This is a genomic window from Kitasatospora sp. NPDC051984 (assembly GCF_044593455.1).
GTDB lineage: Bacteria > Actinomycetota > Actinomycetes > Streptomycetales > Streptomycetaceae > Kitasatospora.
Window position 1 is genome coordinate 444,150 of the sequence record NZ_JBIUCB010000004.1, and the last position, 15,976, is coordinate 460,125.

General features: G+C 69.4%; 11 protein-coding genes. 3 read left to right on the plus strand and 8 right to left on the minus strand.

Features of this window, described 5'->3' with window-relative positions:
• Positions 1 to 107: 107 nt before the first annotated feature.
• A complete protein-coding gene (locus tag ACIHEI_RS11270; RefSeq protein ID WP_392956640.1) occupies positions 108 to 1,361 on the plus strand; it encodes a GNAT family N-acetyltransferase in 1,254 nt (417 codons plus the stop codon).
• A gap of 69 nt (positions 1,362 to 1,430) precedes the next feature.
• On the opposite strand, the gene ACIHEI_RS11275 is transcribed toward ACIHEI_RS11270, so the two are convergent.
• Together ACIHEI_RS11275 and ACIHEI_RS11280 are read right to left on the minus strand one after the other, a co-directional pair.
• Complete coding sequence (locus ACIHEI_RS11275) at positions 1,431 to 1,916, minus strand: ribose-5-phosphate isomerase (RefSeq protein WP_387643082.1); 486 nt, start codon at positions 1,914 to 1,916, stop codon at positions 1,431 to 1,433.
• A gap of 74 nt (positions 1,917 to 1,990) precedes the next feature.
• Complete coding sequence (locus ACIHEI_RS11280; RefSeq protein ID WP_392956638.1) at positions 1,991 to 2,587, minus strand: biotin transporter BioY; 597 nt, start codon at positions 2,585 to 2,587, stop codon at positions 1,991 to 1,993.
• A 279-nt stretch (positions 2,588 to 2,866) separates the two neighbouring features.
• Here ACIHEI_RS11280 and ACIHEI_RS11285 point away from each other — a divergent pair, with 279 nt between their 5' ends.
• The gene (locus ACIHEI_RS11285; protein ID WP_392956636.1) at positions 2,867 to 4,270 is read left to right on the plus strand and encodes an amino acid permease; all 1,404 of its coding nucleotides are present in this window, start codon (positions 2,867 to 2,869) and stop codon (positions 4,268 to 4,270) included.
• Positions 4,271 to 4,321: 51 nt separating this feature from the next.
• Here the strand turns inward: ACIHEI_RS11285 and ACIHEI_RS11290 are convergent, their stop codons facing one another.
• A complete protein-coding gene (locus tag ACIHEI_RS11290; protein ID WP_396606408.1) occupies positions 4,322 to 4,957 on the minus strand; it encodes a DsbA family protein in 636 nt (211 codons plus the stop codon).
• A gap of 189 nt (positions 4,958 to 5,146) precedes the next feature.
• On the opposite strand from ACIHEI_RS11290, the gene pepN reads away from it, so the two are divergent.
• A complete protein-coding gene (gene pepN, locus ACIHEI_RS11295; protein ID WP_396606409.1) occupies positions 5,147 to 7,714 on the plus strand; it encodes an aminopeptidase N in 2,568 nt (855 codons plus the stop codon).
• A gap of 74 nt (positions 7,715 to 7,788) precedes the next feature.
• On the opposite strand, the gene ACIHEI_RS11300 is transcribed toward pepN, so the two are convergent.
• The 5 genes from ACIHEI_RS11300 to acnA all read right to left on the minus strand — a co-directional run bounded on the left by ACIHEI_RS11300 (position 7,789) and on the right by acnA (position 15,671).
• A complete protein-coding gene (locus tag ACIHEI_RS11300) occupies positions 7,789 to 8,727 on the minus strand; it encodes a carbohydrate ABC transporter permease (RefSeq protein ID WP_387861538.1) in 939 nt (312 codons plus the stop codon).
• A gap of 13 nt (positions 8,728 to 8,740) precedes the next feature.
• The gene (locus ACIHEI_RS11305; protein ID WP_387643076.1) at positions 8,741 to 9,673 is read right to left on the minus strand and encodes a carbohydrate ABC transporter permease; all 933 of its coding nucleotides are present in this window, start codon (positions 9,671 to 9,673) and stop codon (positions 8,741 to 8,743) included.
• 75 nt (positions 9,674 to 9,748) lie between these two features.
• The gene (gene ngcE, locus ACIHEI_RS11310) at positions 9,749 to 11,155 is read right to left on the minus strand and encodes an N-acetylglucosamine/diacetylchitobiose ABC transporter substrate-binding protein (RefSeq protein WP_387643075.1); all 1,407 of its coding nucleotides are present in this window, start codon (positions 11,153 to 11,155) and stop codon (positions 9,749 to 9,751) included.
• Positions 11,156 to 11,529: 374 nt separating this feature from the next.
• Entirely contained in the window at positions 11,530 to 12,843 is a 1,314-nt protein-coding gene (locus tag ACIHEI_RS11315; protein ID WP_396606410.1) for a glycoside hydrolase family 18 protein, read from the minus strand.
• 167 nt (positions 12,844 to 13,010) lie between these two features.
• A complete protein-coding gene (gene acnA / locus ACIHEI_RS11320) occupies positions 13,011 to 15,671 on the minus strand; it encodes an aconitate hydratase AcnA (protein ID WP_396606411.1) in 2,661 nt (886 codons plus the stop codon).
• Positions 15,672 to 15,976: the final 305 nt, after the last annotated feature.

The following is a 15,976-nucleotide window of genomic DNA, read 5'->3' on the forward strand; positions in this document are numbered from 1 at the left end:
ACGGGAGGGGCACGCTCCGGTGGGTTTCGGCCGCCCGGGAGGCCGGCTACGGCATGGGCGTGACAAATCGGTCGCACGGTTCCGGATCGGGTGGTAGGCAGGGGCTCATGACGATTCGACACCCCGATCTGACCATCCGGCCGTTGCGCGCCGAGGAGTGGGAGACCTGGTACAGCACCCTTGACGTGGCCTTCGGCGGCGGCGGGGAGGCTCCCGCCGAACGCGCGCTGTGGCACGAGTTGACCGAGGTGGAACGTTCGCTGGCGATCTGCGAGGGCGAGCGCATCGTCGGCGGCTGCTCGGCGTTCAGCTTCCGGCTGGTCGTGCCGGGCGGAGCGGTGGTCCCGGCGGCGGGCGTGACGATGGTGGGCGTGCTGCCCACCCATCGGCGCCGGGGCGCGCTGACCGCCATGATGCGCCGTCAGCTGGCCGACGTACATGCGGCCGGGGAGGCGCTGGCGGTGCTGACGGCGTCCGAGCCGGTGATCTACGGGCGGTTCGGCTACGGGCAGGGCACCCGCAAGGCGGTCATATCGATGATCCGCGGCCGGGTGAAGGTGCACACGCCGGAGCGCCGCGGCGAGCTGGTGCTGCGGCTGGCCGATCCGGGGGCCGAACTGGCCCGCTGCGAGGAGCTGTACGACCGTCTGGCCACTCGCCGCCCGGGCACCCTGGTGCGGCAGCCGGGCTGGGACAAGCTGCCGGTGCTGGACGCGCCGGAGTCCCGCAGCGGCTTCTCCCCGCTGCAGTCGGTGGTGGCGGAGGATCCGGAGACCGGTGAGCTGCTCGGCTACGCCCGGTACGCGGTGAAGGACGACTGGAACGATCGTGGCGCGGCCGGCGTGGTCCGGGTCCGCGCGGTGCAGGCGGAGCAGCCCTGGGTGTACGCCCGGCTGTGGGAGTTCCTGCTTGACCTCGACCTCACCGAGCGGGTGGAGGCGTTCAACCTGCCGGCGGACGACCCGCTGCTGCACCTGGTGTCGGACTACCGGCACCTGATGCCCCGGCTGGTGGACGCCATGTTCGTGCGGCTGGTGGACCTGCCGAAGGCGCTTGAGGCGCGCGGCTGGGCGCAGCCGGTGGACGCGGTGCTGGAGGTCACGGACGCGTTCTGCCCGTGGAACGCGGGCCGTTGGCGGCTGACGGCCGTACCGGGCAAGCCGGCCTCCTGCGTGCCGACGGACGAGCCGGCCGATCTGGAGCTGGACGTCCGCGAGTTGGGCTCGGTCTACCTGGGCGGCACCTCGCTGACGGCGCTGGCCGCGGCGGGGCTGGTGCGGGAGCTGCGGACGGGTGCGCTGGAGCAGGTGTCGGCGGCGTTCCGCTCGGGGCTGGAACCCTGGCTGCCGCACGGCTTCTGACCGTCCGGGAAAGAGCGAACGCGCCCGCCCGGGACAACTCCCGGGCGGGCGCGGTGCGTTGGGTCCGACTCAGCCCTGCGGGTGGTGGGCCGGGACGGGCGGCAGCTCGCCGGTGGTCTCGTACTCGGAGAGCATCTGGATCCGGCGGGTGTGCCGGGGCTCGCCGCTGTACGGGGTGTTGAGGAAGATCTCGACGAACTTGGTGGCCTCGTCCACGGTGTGCATCCGGCCGCCGACCGAGATCACGTTGGCGTTGTTGTGCTCGCGGCCGAGGGCGGCGGTCTGCTCGCTCCAGGCCAGCGCGGCGCGGACGCCCTTGACCTTGTTGGCGGCGATCGCCTCGCCGTTGCCGGAGCCGCCGATCACCACGCCCAGCGCCTCCGGGTCGGCGGCGGTGCGCTCGGCCGCCCGCAGGCAGAACGGCGGGTAGTCGTCCTCGGCGTCGTAGATGTGCGGGCCGCAGTCGACCGGCTCGTGCCCGGCCCCCTTCAGCCACTCGACGAGGTGGTTCTTCAGTTCGTATCCGGCGTGGTCGGAGCCCAGGTAGACGCGCATGGACACGAGTGTGACATGCCACCGGGCCCGCGCCCCGGCAGGGGCGGCGGGCCCGGTTCGGGACGGGTCGCCCGTCAGCGGCGGCCGAGAAGCTTCCAGGTGAGCGGCAGGGCGCCCATCGCGAGCACCATCTTCAGCGCGTCGCCGACCAGGTACGGGTAGAGACCGAGGCTCGCGGCCTTGGCCAGCGGGACGTCCAGGGCGAACGCCAGGTACGGCACGCCGACCGCGTAGATCGCCAGGCTGCCGAGCGCCATCGCGCCGGCGGTGCGCAGCGGGCTGCGGTCGGCGCCGCGGCGGGCCAGCGCGCCGGTGAGGGCGGCGGCCAGCACGAAGCCGATCACGTAGCCGAAGGTGGCCATGCCCGCGCCGGAAGTGCCCTCGGCGAACCAGGGCAGGCCGGCCGCGCCGGCCGCCAGGTAGAGGCCGAGCGCGGCGGCGCCGCGGCGGGCGCCGAGCGCGGTGCCGACCAGCAGCGCGGCGAAGGTCTGCCCGGTCACCGGCACCGGCGAGCCCGGCACCGGGACGGACAGCTGGGCGGCGATGCCGGTCAGTGCGGCGCCGCCGGCCACCAGGGCCAGGTCGCGGGCCCGCGCGCCGATCCGGGTGGACGCCTGCGGCAGCAGGTCGGCAAGGACGGCGGTGGACGGTGTCGACGCGGCGATGGCCATGGCTGCTCCCGGGGTGTCCGATGGGGTGATCACTTGTGAACCTATGCGGTGTCAGGGCTCCGCCGCCGCGTCGGGGCACGACAAAGCCGACCCGGCCGGGATTGTCGGGTCCGGCCTGTGACCAAGCCCTCACTGTGTGCACACGGTGCTGCGGCCGTCACTGTCCGTCGGACGGCCGTCCGGATGCCGGTCCCGATTGGGGCGTCCACGTCATATGCCGAATAGTGGACAGACCCCGCCGAAATGGTCGGGAAGTCGCACAGTCTGGAAACCCCGCGCATGACCCGTACTCCCACCTCCGCCCGCGCCGCTGTCAGGCCGGACGCCAATGGCGCCGCCGAGGACGCCGGGCTGGCCCACGGTCTCAAGCAGCGTCACCTGTCGATGATCGCCCTCGGTGGAGTGATCGGGGCAGGCCTCTTCGTCGGCTCCGGCGCCGGAATCGCCGCTGCCGGGCCCGCCGTGGTACTCGCCTTCGCGGCCTCCGGGCTGCTGGTGATGCTGGTCATGCGGATGCTCGGCGAGATGTCCGCCGCCCGGCCCGCCTCCGGCTCGTTCTCGGTGCACGCCGAGCGGGAGATCGGCCCGTGGGCCGGGTTCACGGCCGGCTGGCTGTTCTGGGTGCTGCTGTGCGTCGGCGTCGGCGTGGAGGCGATCGGCGCGGCCGGCATCGTCTCCGGCTGGCTGCCCGGTGTCCCGTCCTGGGTCTGGGTCGCCGCCTTCATGGCGTTCTTCTGCGGCACCAACCTGGCCGCCGTCCGCAACTTCGGCGAGTTCGAGTTCTGGTTCGCCGCGATCAAGGTGCTCGCGATCAGCGCCTTCCTGGTGATCGGCGTGCTCGCCGTGCTCGGAATGCTGCCCGGCACCTCCTCCCCCGGCACCTCCAACCTCACCGGCCACCACGGCTTCCTGCCGCACGGCACCGCCGGGCTGGTCACCGGCCTGCTGGCCTCGGTGTTCGCGTACGGCGGGCTGGAGACCGTCACCATCGCCGCCGCCGAGTCGGAGAACCCCCGGCGCAGCGTGGCCACGGCGGTGCGCACCGCGATGTGGCGGATCGCCCTGTTCTACGTCGGCTCGATGGCGGTGATCGTCACCCTGGTGCCGTGGGACGACCCGTCCGTGGTCCGGCCCGGCCCCTACGTGGCGGTGCTGCACACCCTGGGCATCCCGGGAGCCGCGGAGCTGATGAACGTGGTGGTGCTGATCGCGCTGCTCTCCGCGATGAACGCCAACATCTACGGCTCCTCCCGGATGGCGCACTCGCTGATCGCCCGCGGCCACGGCCCGCGCGCGCTGGCCCGGATCTCCGGCGGCGTGCCGCGGCGCGCGGTGCTGGCGTCCTGCGGGTTCGGGTTCCTGGCCGTGCTGCTGTCGTACTGGTGGCCGGAGACGGTCTTCTCCTGGCTGCTGAACATGGTCGGCGCGGCCGTCCTGGTGGTGTGGGCGTTCATCGCCGTCGCCCAGCTGCGGATGCGCCGGAAGCTGCCGGCGGCGCAGCTCCCCGTCCGGATGTGGGCGTTCCCGTACCTGACGTACGCGGCGCTGGCCGCGATCGCGGTGGTCCTGGTGCTGATGACGATGGACTCCGCGAACCGCATCCAGCTGTACTTCACCGCCGGCCTGACGGTCGTGCTGGCGGTGGTCGGTTACCTGCGGAGCCGCCGGCCGGCCGTGGTCTGAACACATGCGGAAACCCCCGCATCCCTTGGTGCGGGGGTTTCCGCATGCGGGCTACTCGAACGAGGGCCCCGCGGTGCGGGTGCGCTTGATCTCGTAGAAGCCGGGGGTGGAGGCGACCAGCAGCGTGCCGTCCCAGAGCCGGGCGGCCGCCTCGCCGCGCGGGGTGGGGGTGACGACCGGCCCGAAGAAGGCGATCCGGTCGCCGTCCGGCCCGTCCACGGCGATGACCGGGGTGCCGACGTCCTGGCCGACCAGGCCGATGCCCTCGGCGTGGGAGGCGCGCAGCTTCTCGTCGAACTCGTCCGTGTCGGCGGCGTCCGCGAGCTCGGCGGGCAGGCCGGCGGCGGTGAGGGCGGCGACCACGGTCTCCCGGGTGTTGGGCAGGCCCTGGTTGTGGAAGCGGGTGCCGAGCTCGGTGTAGAGCCGGCCGAGCACCTCCTCGCCGTGCGCCTCGGCGGCGGCGATCAGCACCCGCACCGGACCCCAGCCGGCGGCCAGCAGCTCGCGGTACTGCTCGGGCAGGTCGTCGCGGTTCTCGTTGAGGACGGACAGGCTCATCACGTGCCAGCGGGTGTCCACGGGGCGGAGCTGCTCGACCTCCAGCATCCAGCGGGAGGTCATCCAGGCCCAGGGGCAGAGCGGGTCGAACCAGAAGTCGGCGGTCTTGCGAGTGTCTGCGGTGCTCACGGGCGGCGTCCTCGGTGTCGGCGATCGAGAGTTGCGGGGGCGTCGCCCCCTCCGAACGGCAACTCCGGCCCCAGTGTGATGATTCCTCGCCCAGTGCAATGGCACCGTGGGAACGGCGTGAAAGGATGCCCCCGACGGGGTGCCATGAACACCCCCAAAGCCGTGTGTTCCGTACAGAGGAGTACCGCCGTGCCGGGCAAGAACCTGAGCCGTGAGGAGGCCCGCGACCGGGCCGGGATCATCCGGGTGGAGAGCTACCGCGTCCACCTGGACGTGAGTGCGGCGGCCGACTCCGGCCGGCCCACCTTCCGTTCCACCACCCGGATTTCCTTCGACTGCGCCACCCCGGGCGCGTCCAGCTTCGCCGACCTGCTCGCCCCCGAGGTGGTCTCCGTCGAGCTGAACGGGCGCCGGCTGGACCCGGCCGAGGTGTTCGACGGCGCCCGGGTCGCGCTGCCGGAGCTCGCCGCCCACAACGAGCTGACGGTGGTCGCCGAGTGCGCCTACAGCCGCACCGGCGAGGGCCTGCACCGCTTCGTCGACCCGGTGGACGGCGAGACCTACCTGTACACCCACTACGAGCCGGCCGACGCCCGCCGGGTGTTCGCCAACTTCGAACAGCCCGACCTGAAGGCCCCGTTCAGCTTCACCGTGACCGCCCCGGCCGCGTGGGACGTGTACGCCAACGCCGTGCACGAGCGCGTCACCGAGGAAGGCTCCACCCGCACCTGGGAGTTCGCGCCGACCAAGCCGATCTCCACCTACCTCACCGCCGTGGTGGCCGGCCCGTACCACGTGGTGCGCGACCACTACTCGCGCGAACTGCCCGACGGCACCGTGCTGGAGATCCCGCTCGCCACCACCTGCCGCCGCTCGCTGGCCCCGTACTTCGACGCCGACGAGATCCTCACCGTCACCAAGCAGGGCCTGGACTTCTTCCACGACGAGTTCGACTACCCGTACCCGTTCGGCAAGTACGACCAGTGCTTCGTCCCCGAGTACAACATCGGCGCGATGGAGAACCCGGGCTGCGTGACCTTCCGCGAGGAGTTCATCTACCGCTCGAAGGTCACCGAGGCCGCCTACGAGGCCCGCGCCAACGTGATCCTGCACGAGATGGCGCACATGTGGTTCGGCGACCTGGTCACCATGAAGTGGTGGGACGACCTGTGGCTGAAGGAGTCGTTCGCCGACTTCATGGGCTCGTTCGCGCAGATCGAGTCCACCAAGTACCGCTCCGCCTGGATCACCTTCGCCAACCGCCGCAAGGCCTGGGCGTACCGGCAGGACCAGTTCCCCACCACCCACCCGATCACCGCGGACATCCGCGACCTCGAGGACGCCAAGCTCAACTTCGACGGCATCACCTACGCCAAGGGCGCGTCCGTCCTCAAGCAGCTGGTCGCCTACGTCGGCCGGGACGCGTTCTTCGAGGGCGCCCGCCGGTACTTCAAGAAGCACGCCTTCGGCAACACCGTCCTCGGCGACCTGCTGGACGCCCTGGAGGAGACCAGCGGCCGCGACCTGCGCGCCTGGTCCGCCGCCTGGCTGCAGACCTCCGGCGTCAACACCCTCACCCCCGAGGTCACGTACGACGACGAGGGCCGGATCACCGAACTGGCGATCCGCCAGGACGGCGAGGTACTGCGCCCGCACCGGATCGCGGTCGGCCTGTACGACCTCGCCGAGGACGGCGCGCTGCGGCGCACCGACCGCTACGAACTGGACGTCACCGGCGCCCGCACCGTGGTCGCCGACGCGGCCGGCCGTTCGGTGCCCGCGCTGGTGCTGCTCAACGACGACGACCTGACGTACTGCAAGGTCCGCTTCGACGAGCGCTCGCTGGAGACCCTGCGCACCGGCCTCGGCGACCTCACCGGCGAGACCGGCCTGGCCCGGGCGCTGGCCTGGTCCGCGGTGTGGAACCTGACCCGGGACGGGCTGATGCCCACCCGCGACTACCTCGACCTGGTGCAGCGCTTCGCCGGCCGGGAGTCCGACATCGGCGTGCTGCAGTCCCTGCACCTCCAGGCCGGCGTCGCCCTGCAGGTGTACGCCGACCCGGCCCGCCGCGCCGAGTACGGCACCGCGCTCGCCGAGGTCGCGCTGCGCGAGCTCTCGCAGGCCGCCCCCGGCAGCGACCACCAGCTCGCCTGGGCCCGCTTCCTCGCCGACACCGCCGAGCGCGCCGACCACCTGCGGCTGCTGCGCGGCCTGCTGGAGGACACCGCCCGGATCGACGGCCTGACGGTGGACCAGGAACTGCGCTGGAACTTCTGGCTGTCCCTCGCCGCCAACGGCGCGGCCGACACCGAGGAGCTGGCCGCCGAACTGGCCCGCGACAACACCGCCAGCGGCCGCCGCCAGCACACCGAGTGCCTGGCCGCGCTGCCCACCCCGGGCGCCAAGGCCGCCGCCTGGTCCGCCGTGGTCGACTCCGACGAACTGCCCAACGCCCTGGTCGAGGCGCAGATCGCCGGCTTCAACCAGGCCGGGCAGCGCGAGCTGACGGCCTCCTACGCCGAGCCGTACTTCGAGATGCTGGAGTCGATCTGGGCGGACCGCTCGATCGAGATCGCGATGCGGATCGTCGGCGGCTTCTACCCGCGCTACCAGACCACGCCCGAGACGCTGGCGGCCACCGACGACTGGCTGACCACCCACCAGGACGCCGCCCCCGCGCTGCGCCGCCTGGTGCTGGAGTGCCGCGACGACCTGGCCCGGGCGCTGCGCGCGCAGGCCTGCGACATCCAGTAGCGATTCCGCGCACAACGGCCCGGCCCCCGCTCCGATTCGGAACGGGGGCCGGGCCTTCTGCCGTACGGCGTCCGCTACTTGAGGGTGGCGGAGGTCAGACCGGCCTGGACCTGGCGCTGGAAGGACAGGTACACCACCAGCACCGGCAGCATCGCGATCGTCATACCGGCGAACAGCGCCGGGGCGTCGCTCTTGTAGCCGGACTGCAGGGCCAGGTTGACCAGGCCCTGGGCGAGCATCGAGTGGTCGGCCTCGCCGGCCGTGGTGGGCTGCATCAGGGTGACCGGCAGGATGTACTGGTTCCACTGGCCGAGCACGTTGAAGATGCCCACGCTGATCAGGCCGGGCTTGGCCATCGGCACCATGATCTGGAAGAACGTCCGGGTGTGCGAGCAGCCGTCCAGCATCGCGGCCTCGTGCACCGCGCTCGGCAGGGTGCGGAAGAACGAGTACATGAAGAACACGGTGAACGGCAGCGAGTAGGCGACGTACACCAGGATCAGGCCGGCGTAGCTGTTCAGGCCGAGGTACGGCGAGATCTCACCGAGGTTGCGGACCATGAAGAACAGCGGCACCAGGGCCAGGTACACCGGGAACATCGAACCCGCGACGAACAGGTAGTAGATGAACCGGTTGCCCTTGAACTCGTAGCGGGCCAGCACGTAGGCGGCCATCGAGCCGAGCAGCATGGTCAGGGTGACGGAGCCCAGCAGCACGATGATCGTGTTGGTGAAGAAGCCGCCGATGCCCTTGGACCAGGCGCGGCTGAAGGCGTCGAAGCCCCAGTGCGCCGGCCAGCTCCAGGCCGAGCCGTTGATCTGCGCGTCGGTCTTGAACGAGCCGAGCACGACCCAGATCAGCGGCAGGACGATCAGGACGGCCCAGATGGCCAGGAAGCCGTGCGAGAAGACGTTCAGCACGCCGCCGCCGTCGGCGAAGCGCTGGTCCTTGCCCGGCTTGGGCTTGGTACCGCGCTGACCGGGGACGCTCGCGGTCTTGTCGAGAGTGGTCATGTCCGGTCCCCGCTCAGTACTCGATCTTGTCGCGCTTGGTGGCCCACAGCGAGACGACGGTCAGAATGAGGGTGAAGAAGAAGATCACCACACCCATCGCACAGGCGTAGCCCGCCTCACCGTTGCGCAGGAAGTTGCGCATCAGGTAGGTCGAGATGAGCTCGCTGTGGTGGTCGGGACCACCGCCGAAGTACGCGCCGGGGGTGATCGAGGCGACCAGCGCGAAGGCGTCCATGGCGACGATGGCCAGGTAGACCCAGGCGGTCTGGACGGTCTCCCAGAGCAGCGGCAGCGTGATCTTGAAGAAGGTCTGGCCGCGCTTGGCGCCGTCCAGCAGGGCGGCCTCGTAGATGTCCTTCGGGATGCCCTGCATGGCGGCCGAGAACAGCACCAGGTAGAAGCCGACGCCGGACCAGACCAGCACCGCCAGCACGCACCACATGACCAGGTCGGGGTCGGACAGCCACTGCACCGGGTCGTTCACGGTGGCCAGGCCCAGCTTGATCAGGATGCCGTTGGCCAGGCCGGACTGGTCGGTGCGGTACACCGCCTGCCAGAGCACGGCGAGGATGGCGATCGACAGCACCTGCGGGAAGAAGAAGACGACCTTGTAGAAGGCCGCGCCCTTGACGCCCTGCACACCGCCGGTGCCGCCCTTGCCGCCGACGTTCAGCATGAAGGCGAAGAACAGCGCGATCAGGATGGTGACGACCGGGAGCAGGATCAGCAGCATCAGGTTGTGCCAGAGGGCACCGGCGAAGACCTCGTCATCGAGGAGTTTCGTGTAGTTGTCCAGGCCGACGAAATCCATCTCCTGGCTCGCCCCGGACCAGTTGGTCAGGGAGTATCCGAAGGTCTGCGCGTAGGGCCAGAGCACCAGGCCGACGTACAGCACGATCGGAAGGAAGAGGAACCCCACGATGAAGGGGTACTTGCCGTGACGCATGGCCACTTCTCCTGTCCGTCAGGAAGACGCACCGGGGGCGCCTCGACGCCCCCGGTGCGTTGATCGAGTGACCGATCAGGCGGTCTTGTTCTTGGAGGCCGACTCCTTGGCGCGCTTGATCCACTCGTCGGGACCGATGCGCTTGGCCATCAGCTCGCCGGAGGCGTTCTGCAGGTCCTCGTCGAACTTCGAAGCGGTGTTCGGGTACTGGAAGTTGAAGGTGTTCGCGGCCGCGGCCTTCAGCGCCACCACGGTGGAGGCGGTACCCGGCTTCAGCTGGACCTCCGGGCCGACACCGTCCTTGAGGCAGGTGAGGCTGTTGGCGGTCTGGGCGAACTTGCCCGAGGCCTCCTTGGTCAGCATCATCCGCAGGAACTCCAGGCCGCCGGCCACGTTCTTGGCCTTCGACGGAACGATGAACGGCTCACCGGCACCGGCGCGGATGGCCTCGAAGGGCAGCTTGTCACCGGGCAGCGACGGCATCGGCAGGAACTTCATGTCGAAGTCGGCCGGGGTGGTCGGCAGCTGCTCGTTCTCCAGCCAGGAGCCGGACGGGATGAACGCGGCCTTGTACTGGTTCCACGCCGTCTGCGACTCGGTGTGGGTCATGCCGTTGGTGCCGGGGAGCAGGAAGTCCTTGTCGACGACCTGGTAGAACGCCTCGACCACGGTCTTCACGGCCGGGTCGTCCCACGCCGCGGCGTCGAGGGCGTCGATCCGCTTCATGAGGTCCAGGCCGCCCTGCTTGGCGATCATGTCCATCATGACGACGTTGATGTAGTACGGGTACTTGCCCTGGTGCGCGACCGGGGCGATGCCCTTGGCCTTGATCTGCTCGCACAGGGTGATGAACTCGGCCCAGGTCTTCGGCGCGGTCCAGCCGTTGTCCTTGAACAGCTTGCCGGAGTACCACCAGCCCCAGACGGTGTACACGTAGGACAGGTTGTAGACCTTGCCCTTGACCGTGCCGGACTCGACAGTGCCGGGCATCAGCACATCGCGGACCTTCTTCGACGGGTCGTCGATGTACGGCGCGTCCAGCAGCGGGGCCAGGTCGGTGAGCTGGTTGGAGTCCGCGAGGACGTCCAGCTTCATCTGCTTGGCACCCGAGTCGTCGATGACGTCCGGCGGGGAACCGGCGTTGAATCGCGGCTGGAGCTTGCCGGTGACGTCCTTGTCGGCCTGGTGGTTGACCTTCGCACCGGGGTACTGCTTCGAGTAGATCGCCTCGAACGCCTTGGCGTACTCGTTGCCGTAGCCGCCGTCGAAGATGAAGACCTCGAGGCCGTCGGAGTCCTTGACCCCGAACGGGTTCTTGGCGTCGCTCAGGTTGAAGCCACCCGCCGCCTTGGTGCCCTTGTCGGAGCTCCCGGTACCGCCGGCACAGGCCGCGAGCAGCGAGCTGCTGCCGGCCGCCAGGACGGTGATCGCGGCCGCGCGCTTGAACAGGTCGCGGCGGTTGTACTCAGTTGCAGAGCCCATGCGTGCCCTAACCCCTCAGTTCCAGAAGATGTGAGCCAAAGCTGACGTCGCGTCAACTTTCGTGGCCCGAAAGGTGCCCAGCGGCGAATATGCCGGTCAGAGGCGGTGTGATGATGCGCAAAGGTATAGTCCACTGTTCATCTGACAGCAATAGGCCGCCGGTCTGATAACAAACCTGACAGTCAAAGCGTTGTCGGCGGTGCAGCATGTGCAATGTGCAGGGACCCTGCACATTACGTGTCCGCGCCAGACCTGATCGCGAATCTAGCGCGGTTATGTTCGTTTGAACATAGAAATGCGCAGCTTTGCGCATCACGTTAGGGAACTGTGACGGCAAAGCTGCGCGCGGTGAGCGCCCTGACGGGCCCTCAGTCTCAGTTGTCCCGAAGCCCCTTGTCCAGCGCGGCGATCATGCCGCCCTGGGCGTCGTCACCGTCCAGCGACCAGACCATCACCCCGCCCAGGTCGTTCTCCCGGACGTAGCGGGCCTTGGCGGTCGCCATCTCCGGGGTGTCGTACGTCCAGAAGTCGGTGCCGTCGTACTTCCAGCTCACCCCGTGCGCCCGGTCGCTGTAGACCGTGCCGGGCAGGTTCTTGATCTGCTTGTAGGCCAGGGTGCCGCCGCGGGCCAGGCCGGTGGCCGACTGGTACAGGCCGTTGCCGCGCGGGCCACCGGGCACGCCCGTCCAGCCGAAGCCGTAGAGCGGGACGCCCACCACGGCCTTCCTGGACGGCAGGCCGCGGTCCGTGTAGGTGCCGACCAGCCGGTCCACGCTCAGCCGCAGCCCGGTGGGGTCGTTCGGGTCGGAGTACAGGTTGGACTCGTGGTTGGTCGGACCCTTGGTCTCCCACGGGCCGTGCAGCTCGTAGGCCATCAGGTTCAGCCAGTCCACCGGCTCGGCGACCTTGTCGATCTCGAACTTGTCGATCGCGGACTCACCGGCCGGCACCGCGGCGGTCAGCAGGTGGTGCCGGCCCTTCCTGCCGGACAGCGCGTCCAGCTGGGTGCGGAACTCCTGCATCAGCAGGGTGAAGTTCCGCCCGTCCTCGGGACGCACCACGTTGCCGTCGTCGCCCGGGCTGCCCGGGTACTCCCAGTCGATGTCGATGCCGTCGAACACTCCCGCGCCGGCGCCCGCACCGCCCTCGGCGGAGCCCAGCTGCGGCAGGTTGCCCTTGACGTAGAGGTCGATGCAGGAGGAGACGAACTTCTTCCGGGAGGCGTCGGTGAGCGCCGCGTCCGAGAAGTGCTTGGACCAGCTCCAGCCGCCCAGCGAGATCACCGCCCGCAGCTGCGGGTTCTTCGCCTTCAGCTTGCGCAGCTGGTTGAAGTTGCCCTTGAGCACCTGGTCCGGGGCGTCGGCCACGCCGTCCACCGACTCCTCGGCGCTCACCGGCCGCTGGTAGTCGGCCCAGGCGTCGCCAGCCCCGGCCTCGTTCGCCTCGAAGCAGGTGCCGTCGGCGGAGACGTTGCCGAAGGCGTAGTTGAGCACGGTCAGCTTGCCGGCCTGGCCGCTGTCCTGGACCTTCTTGGCGGAGAACCCGCTGTAGATGCCCCACTGGGTGAAGTAGCCGACCCGCTGACCGCTCAGGCGCTTTCCCTGCTGGTCGGCGTGCGCGGCGGCCGGGGAGACGAGCAGGGCGCCGATGGTGGCGGCGGCGAGGAGTGCGGAGGTTCGTCTGGTCATTCCGAGCATCTCTCCGATTCGGCGTCAATTGGTATGGACCAAGTGCTGATGGAGAGGTCTAGTCCACCTGACGGGCGGCGCACAAGAGGGTGGCCGGATTCCTCCAAGAAATGGCAAAGAGCCGCACCGTACCTTGCGGGAAACGGTGCGGCTCTTCCGACCTACTGTCAGCCGATCAGGCTGCGCAGCACGTACTGCAGGATGCCGCCGTTGCGGTAGTAGTCCGCCTCACCGGGGGTGTCGATGCGCACCACGGCGTCGAACTCGCTGCTCGTGCCCGCCGGGCTAACGGCCTTGACCTTGACGGTCTTCGGGGTGCGGCCCTCGTTCAGCTCGGTGACACCGGTGAACTCGAAGGTCTCCTCACCGGTCAGGCCCAGCGAGTCGGCGTTCTGGCCGGCCGGGAACTGCAGCGGCAGGACGCCCATGCCGATCAGGTTGGAGCGGTGGATGCGCTCGTAGGACTCGGCGATGACGGCCTTGACGCCGAGCAGCGCGGTGCCCTTGGCCGCCCAGTCGCGGGACGAGCCGGAGCCGTACTCCTTGCCGGCCAGGACCACCAGCGGGATGCCCGCGGCCTGGTAGTTCTGCGAGGCGTCGTAGATGAACGACACCGGAGCGTCAGCCTGGGTGAAGTCGCGGGTGTAGCCGCCCTCGGTGCCCGGCGCGATCTGGTTGCGCAGGCGGATGTTGGCGAAGGTGCCGCGGATCATGACCTCGTGGTTGCCACGGCGCGAGCCGTAGGAGTTGAAGTCACGCTTCTCCACACCGTGCTCGGTGAGGTACTGCGCCGCCGGGGTGCCCGGCTTGATGTTGCCGGCCGGGGAGATGTGGTCGGTGGTGACCGAGTCGCCCAGCTTGGCCAGCACGCGGGCACCGGCGATGTCGGTCACCGGGCTCGGGGTCTTGGCCATGCCCTCGAAGTACGGGGGCTTGCGGACGTAGGTGGACTCGGCGTCCCACTCGAAGGTGTTGCCGGTCGGGACCGGGAGCGACTGCCAGCGGTGGTCGCCGGCGAAGACGTCCTGGTAGCCCTTGTCGAACATGGCCTCGTCGATCGAGCCGGCGACCGCGTTGGCGACCTCCTGCTCGGACGGCCAGATGTCGGCGAGGAAGACGTCGTTGCCGTCGGCGTCCTGGCCCAGCGCGTCCCGGGTCAGGTCGATGTTCATGTTGCCGGCGAGGGCGTAGGCGACCACCAGCGGCGGGGACGCCAGGTAGTTCATCTTGACGTCCGGGTTGATCCGGCCCTCGAAGTTGCGGTTGCCGGAGAGCACCGAGACGACCGCCAGGTCGGACTCGTTCACCGCGGCGGAGACCTCCTCGGGCAGCGGGCCCGAGTTGCCGATGCAGGTGACGCAGCCGTAGCCGACCAGGTTGAAGCCCAGCTTCTCCATGTACGGGAGCAGGCCGGCCTTCTCGTAGTAGTCCATGACGACCTTGGAGCCGGGCGCCAGGGTGGTCTTGACCCACGGCTTGACCGTGAGGCCCTTCTCCACGGCCTTCTTCGCCAGCAGGGCGGCGCCCAGCATGACGGAGGGGTTGGAGGTGTTGGTGCAGGAGGTGATCGAGGCGATCACGACCGCGCCGTTGTCGATCTCGTAGGACGAGCCGTCGGCCGCGGTGACGGCGGTCGGCTTCGAGGCCTCGGCGGAGTAGGTCGGCAGCGCCTCGCCGAACTTCTCGGCGGCCTCGGCCAGGATCACGCGGTCCTGCGGGCGCTTCGGGCCGGAGATCGACGGGACGACGGTGGAGACGTCCAGCTCCAGGTACTCGGAGAAGACCGGCTCGACCGACGGGTCGTGCCAGAGGCCCTGCTCCTTGGCGTATGCCTCGACCAGGGCGAGCTGCTGCTCGTCACGGCCGGTGAGCCTCAGGTAGTTGATGGTCTCGGCGTCGATCGGGAAGATCGCGCAGGTCGAGCCGAACTCCGGCGACATGTTGCCGATGGTGGCGCGGTTCGCCAGCGGGATCGAGGTGACGCCCTCGCCGTAGAACTCGACGAACTTGCCGACCACACCGTGCTTGCGCAGCATCTCGGTGATGGTGAGCACCAGGTCGGTGGCGGTGGTGCCGGCCGGCAGCTGGCCGTTGAGCTTGAAGCCCACCACGCGCGGGATCAGCATCGAGACCGGCTGGCCAAGCATCGCGGCCTCGGCCTCGATGCCGCCGACGCCCCAGCCCAGCACGCCCAGGCCGTTGACCATGGTGGTGTGCGAGTCGGTGCCGACGCAGGTGTCCGGGTACGCCTGGCCGTTGCGGACCATGACGGTGCGGGCCAGGTGCTCGATGTTGACCTGGTGGACGATGCCGGTGCCGGGCGGGACGACCTTGAACTCGTCGAACGCGGTCTGGCCCCAGCGCAGGAACTGGTAGCGCTCCTTGTTGCGGCCGTACTCGATCTCGACGTTCTGGACGAAGGCGTCCGGGGTGCCGAACTTGTCGGCGATGACGGAGTGGTCGATGACCAGCTCGGCCGGCGCCAGCGGGTTGATCTTGGACGGGTCGCCGCCCAGCTCCTTCACGGCCTCACGCATGGTGGCCAGGTCGACCACGCAGGGAACGCCGGTGAAGTCCTGCATGATCACGCGGGCCGGGGTGAACTGGATCTCCTCGGACGGCTCGGCCGTCGGGTCCCAGCCGCCCAGCGCGCGGATGTGGTCGGCGGTGATGTTCGCGCCGTCCTCGGTGCGGAGCAGGTTCTCCAGCAGGACCTTGAGGCTGTACGGCAGCCGCTCGGAACCCTCGACGGCGGAGAGCTTGAAGATCTCGTACGACTCGTCGCCCACCTGCAGCGAGCTGCGGGCGTCGAAGCTGTTCGCGGACACGACTGACTCCTTCTTGGTCCACCCGGTGATAAGGTAAGCCTTGGCTAACCTGACGGCCGCCGCTTACCGGGCCGATGATGGAAGGCCCGCCGAACGCGGGACCTGCGCCTCTCGGCAAGTATCTTGACGTCAAGATATAGTCTAACGCCGAATGTATCTCGATGTCGAGATAAACCATAGTGCATGGCTCCGTCCAAACTTCACCGGCTCATCCTGTAACGCAACCGCAGCCCCGGGGCATCTGACTTCTATGTACCGAGCGGCACCGCATCCAGTGACGGGGCCGCCGGAACGCGGCATGTAAC

Bases quoted from the DNA above. Each gene is read 5' to 3' on its own strand.
- ACIHEI_RS11270 (WP_392956640.1), top strand. From the start codon at position 108: ATGACGATTCGACACCCCGATCTGACCATCCGGCCGTTGCGCGCCGAG.
- ACIHEI_RS11275 (WP_387643082.1), bottom strand. From the start codon at position 1,916: ATGCGCGTCTACCTGGGCTCCGACCACGCCGGATACGAACTGAAGAAC.
- ACIHEI_RS11280 (WP_392956638.1), bottom strand. From the start codon at position 2,587: ATGGCCATCGCCGCGTCGACACCGTCCACCGCCGTCCTTGCCGACCTG.
- ACIHEI_RS11285 (WP_392956636.1), top strand. From the start codon at position 2,867: ATGACCCGTACTCCCACCTCCGCCCGCGCCGCTGTCAGGCCGGACGCC.
- ACIHEI_RS11300 (WP_387861538.1), bottom strand. From the start codon at position 8,727: ATGACCACTCTCGACAAGACCGCGAGCGTCCCCGGTCAGCGCGGTACC.
- ACIHEI_RS11305 (WP_387643076.1), bottom strand. From the start codon at position 9,673: ATGCGTCACGGCAAGTACCCCTTCATCGTGGGGTTCCTCTTCCTTCCG.
- ngcE (WP_387643075.1), bottom strand. From the start codon at position 11,155: ATGGGCTCTGCAACTGAGTACAACCGCCGCGACCTGTTCAAGCGCGCG.
- ACIHEI_RS11315 (WP_396606410.1), bottom strand. From the start codon at position 12,843: ATGACCAGACGAACCTCCGCACTCCTCGCCGCCGCCACCATCGGCGCC.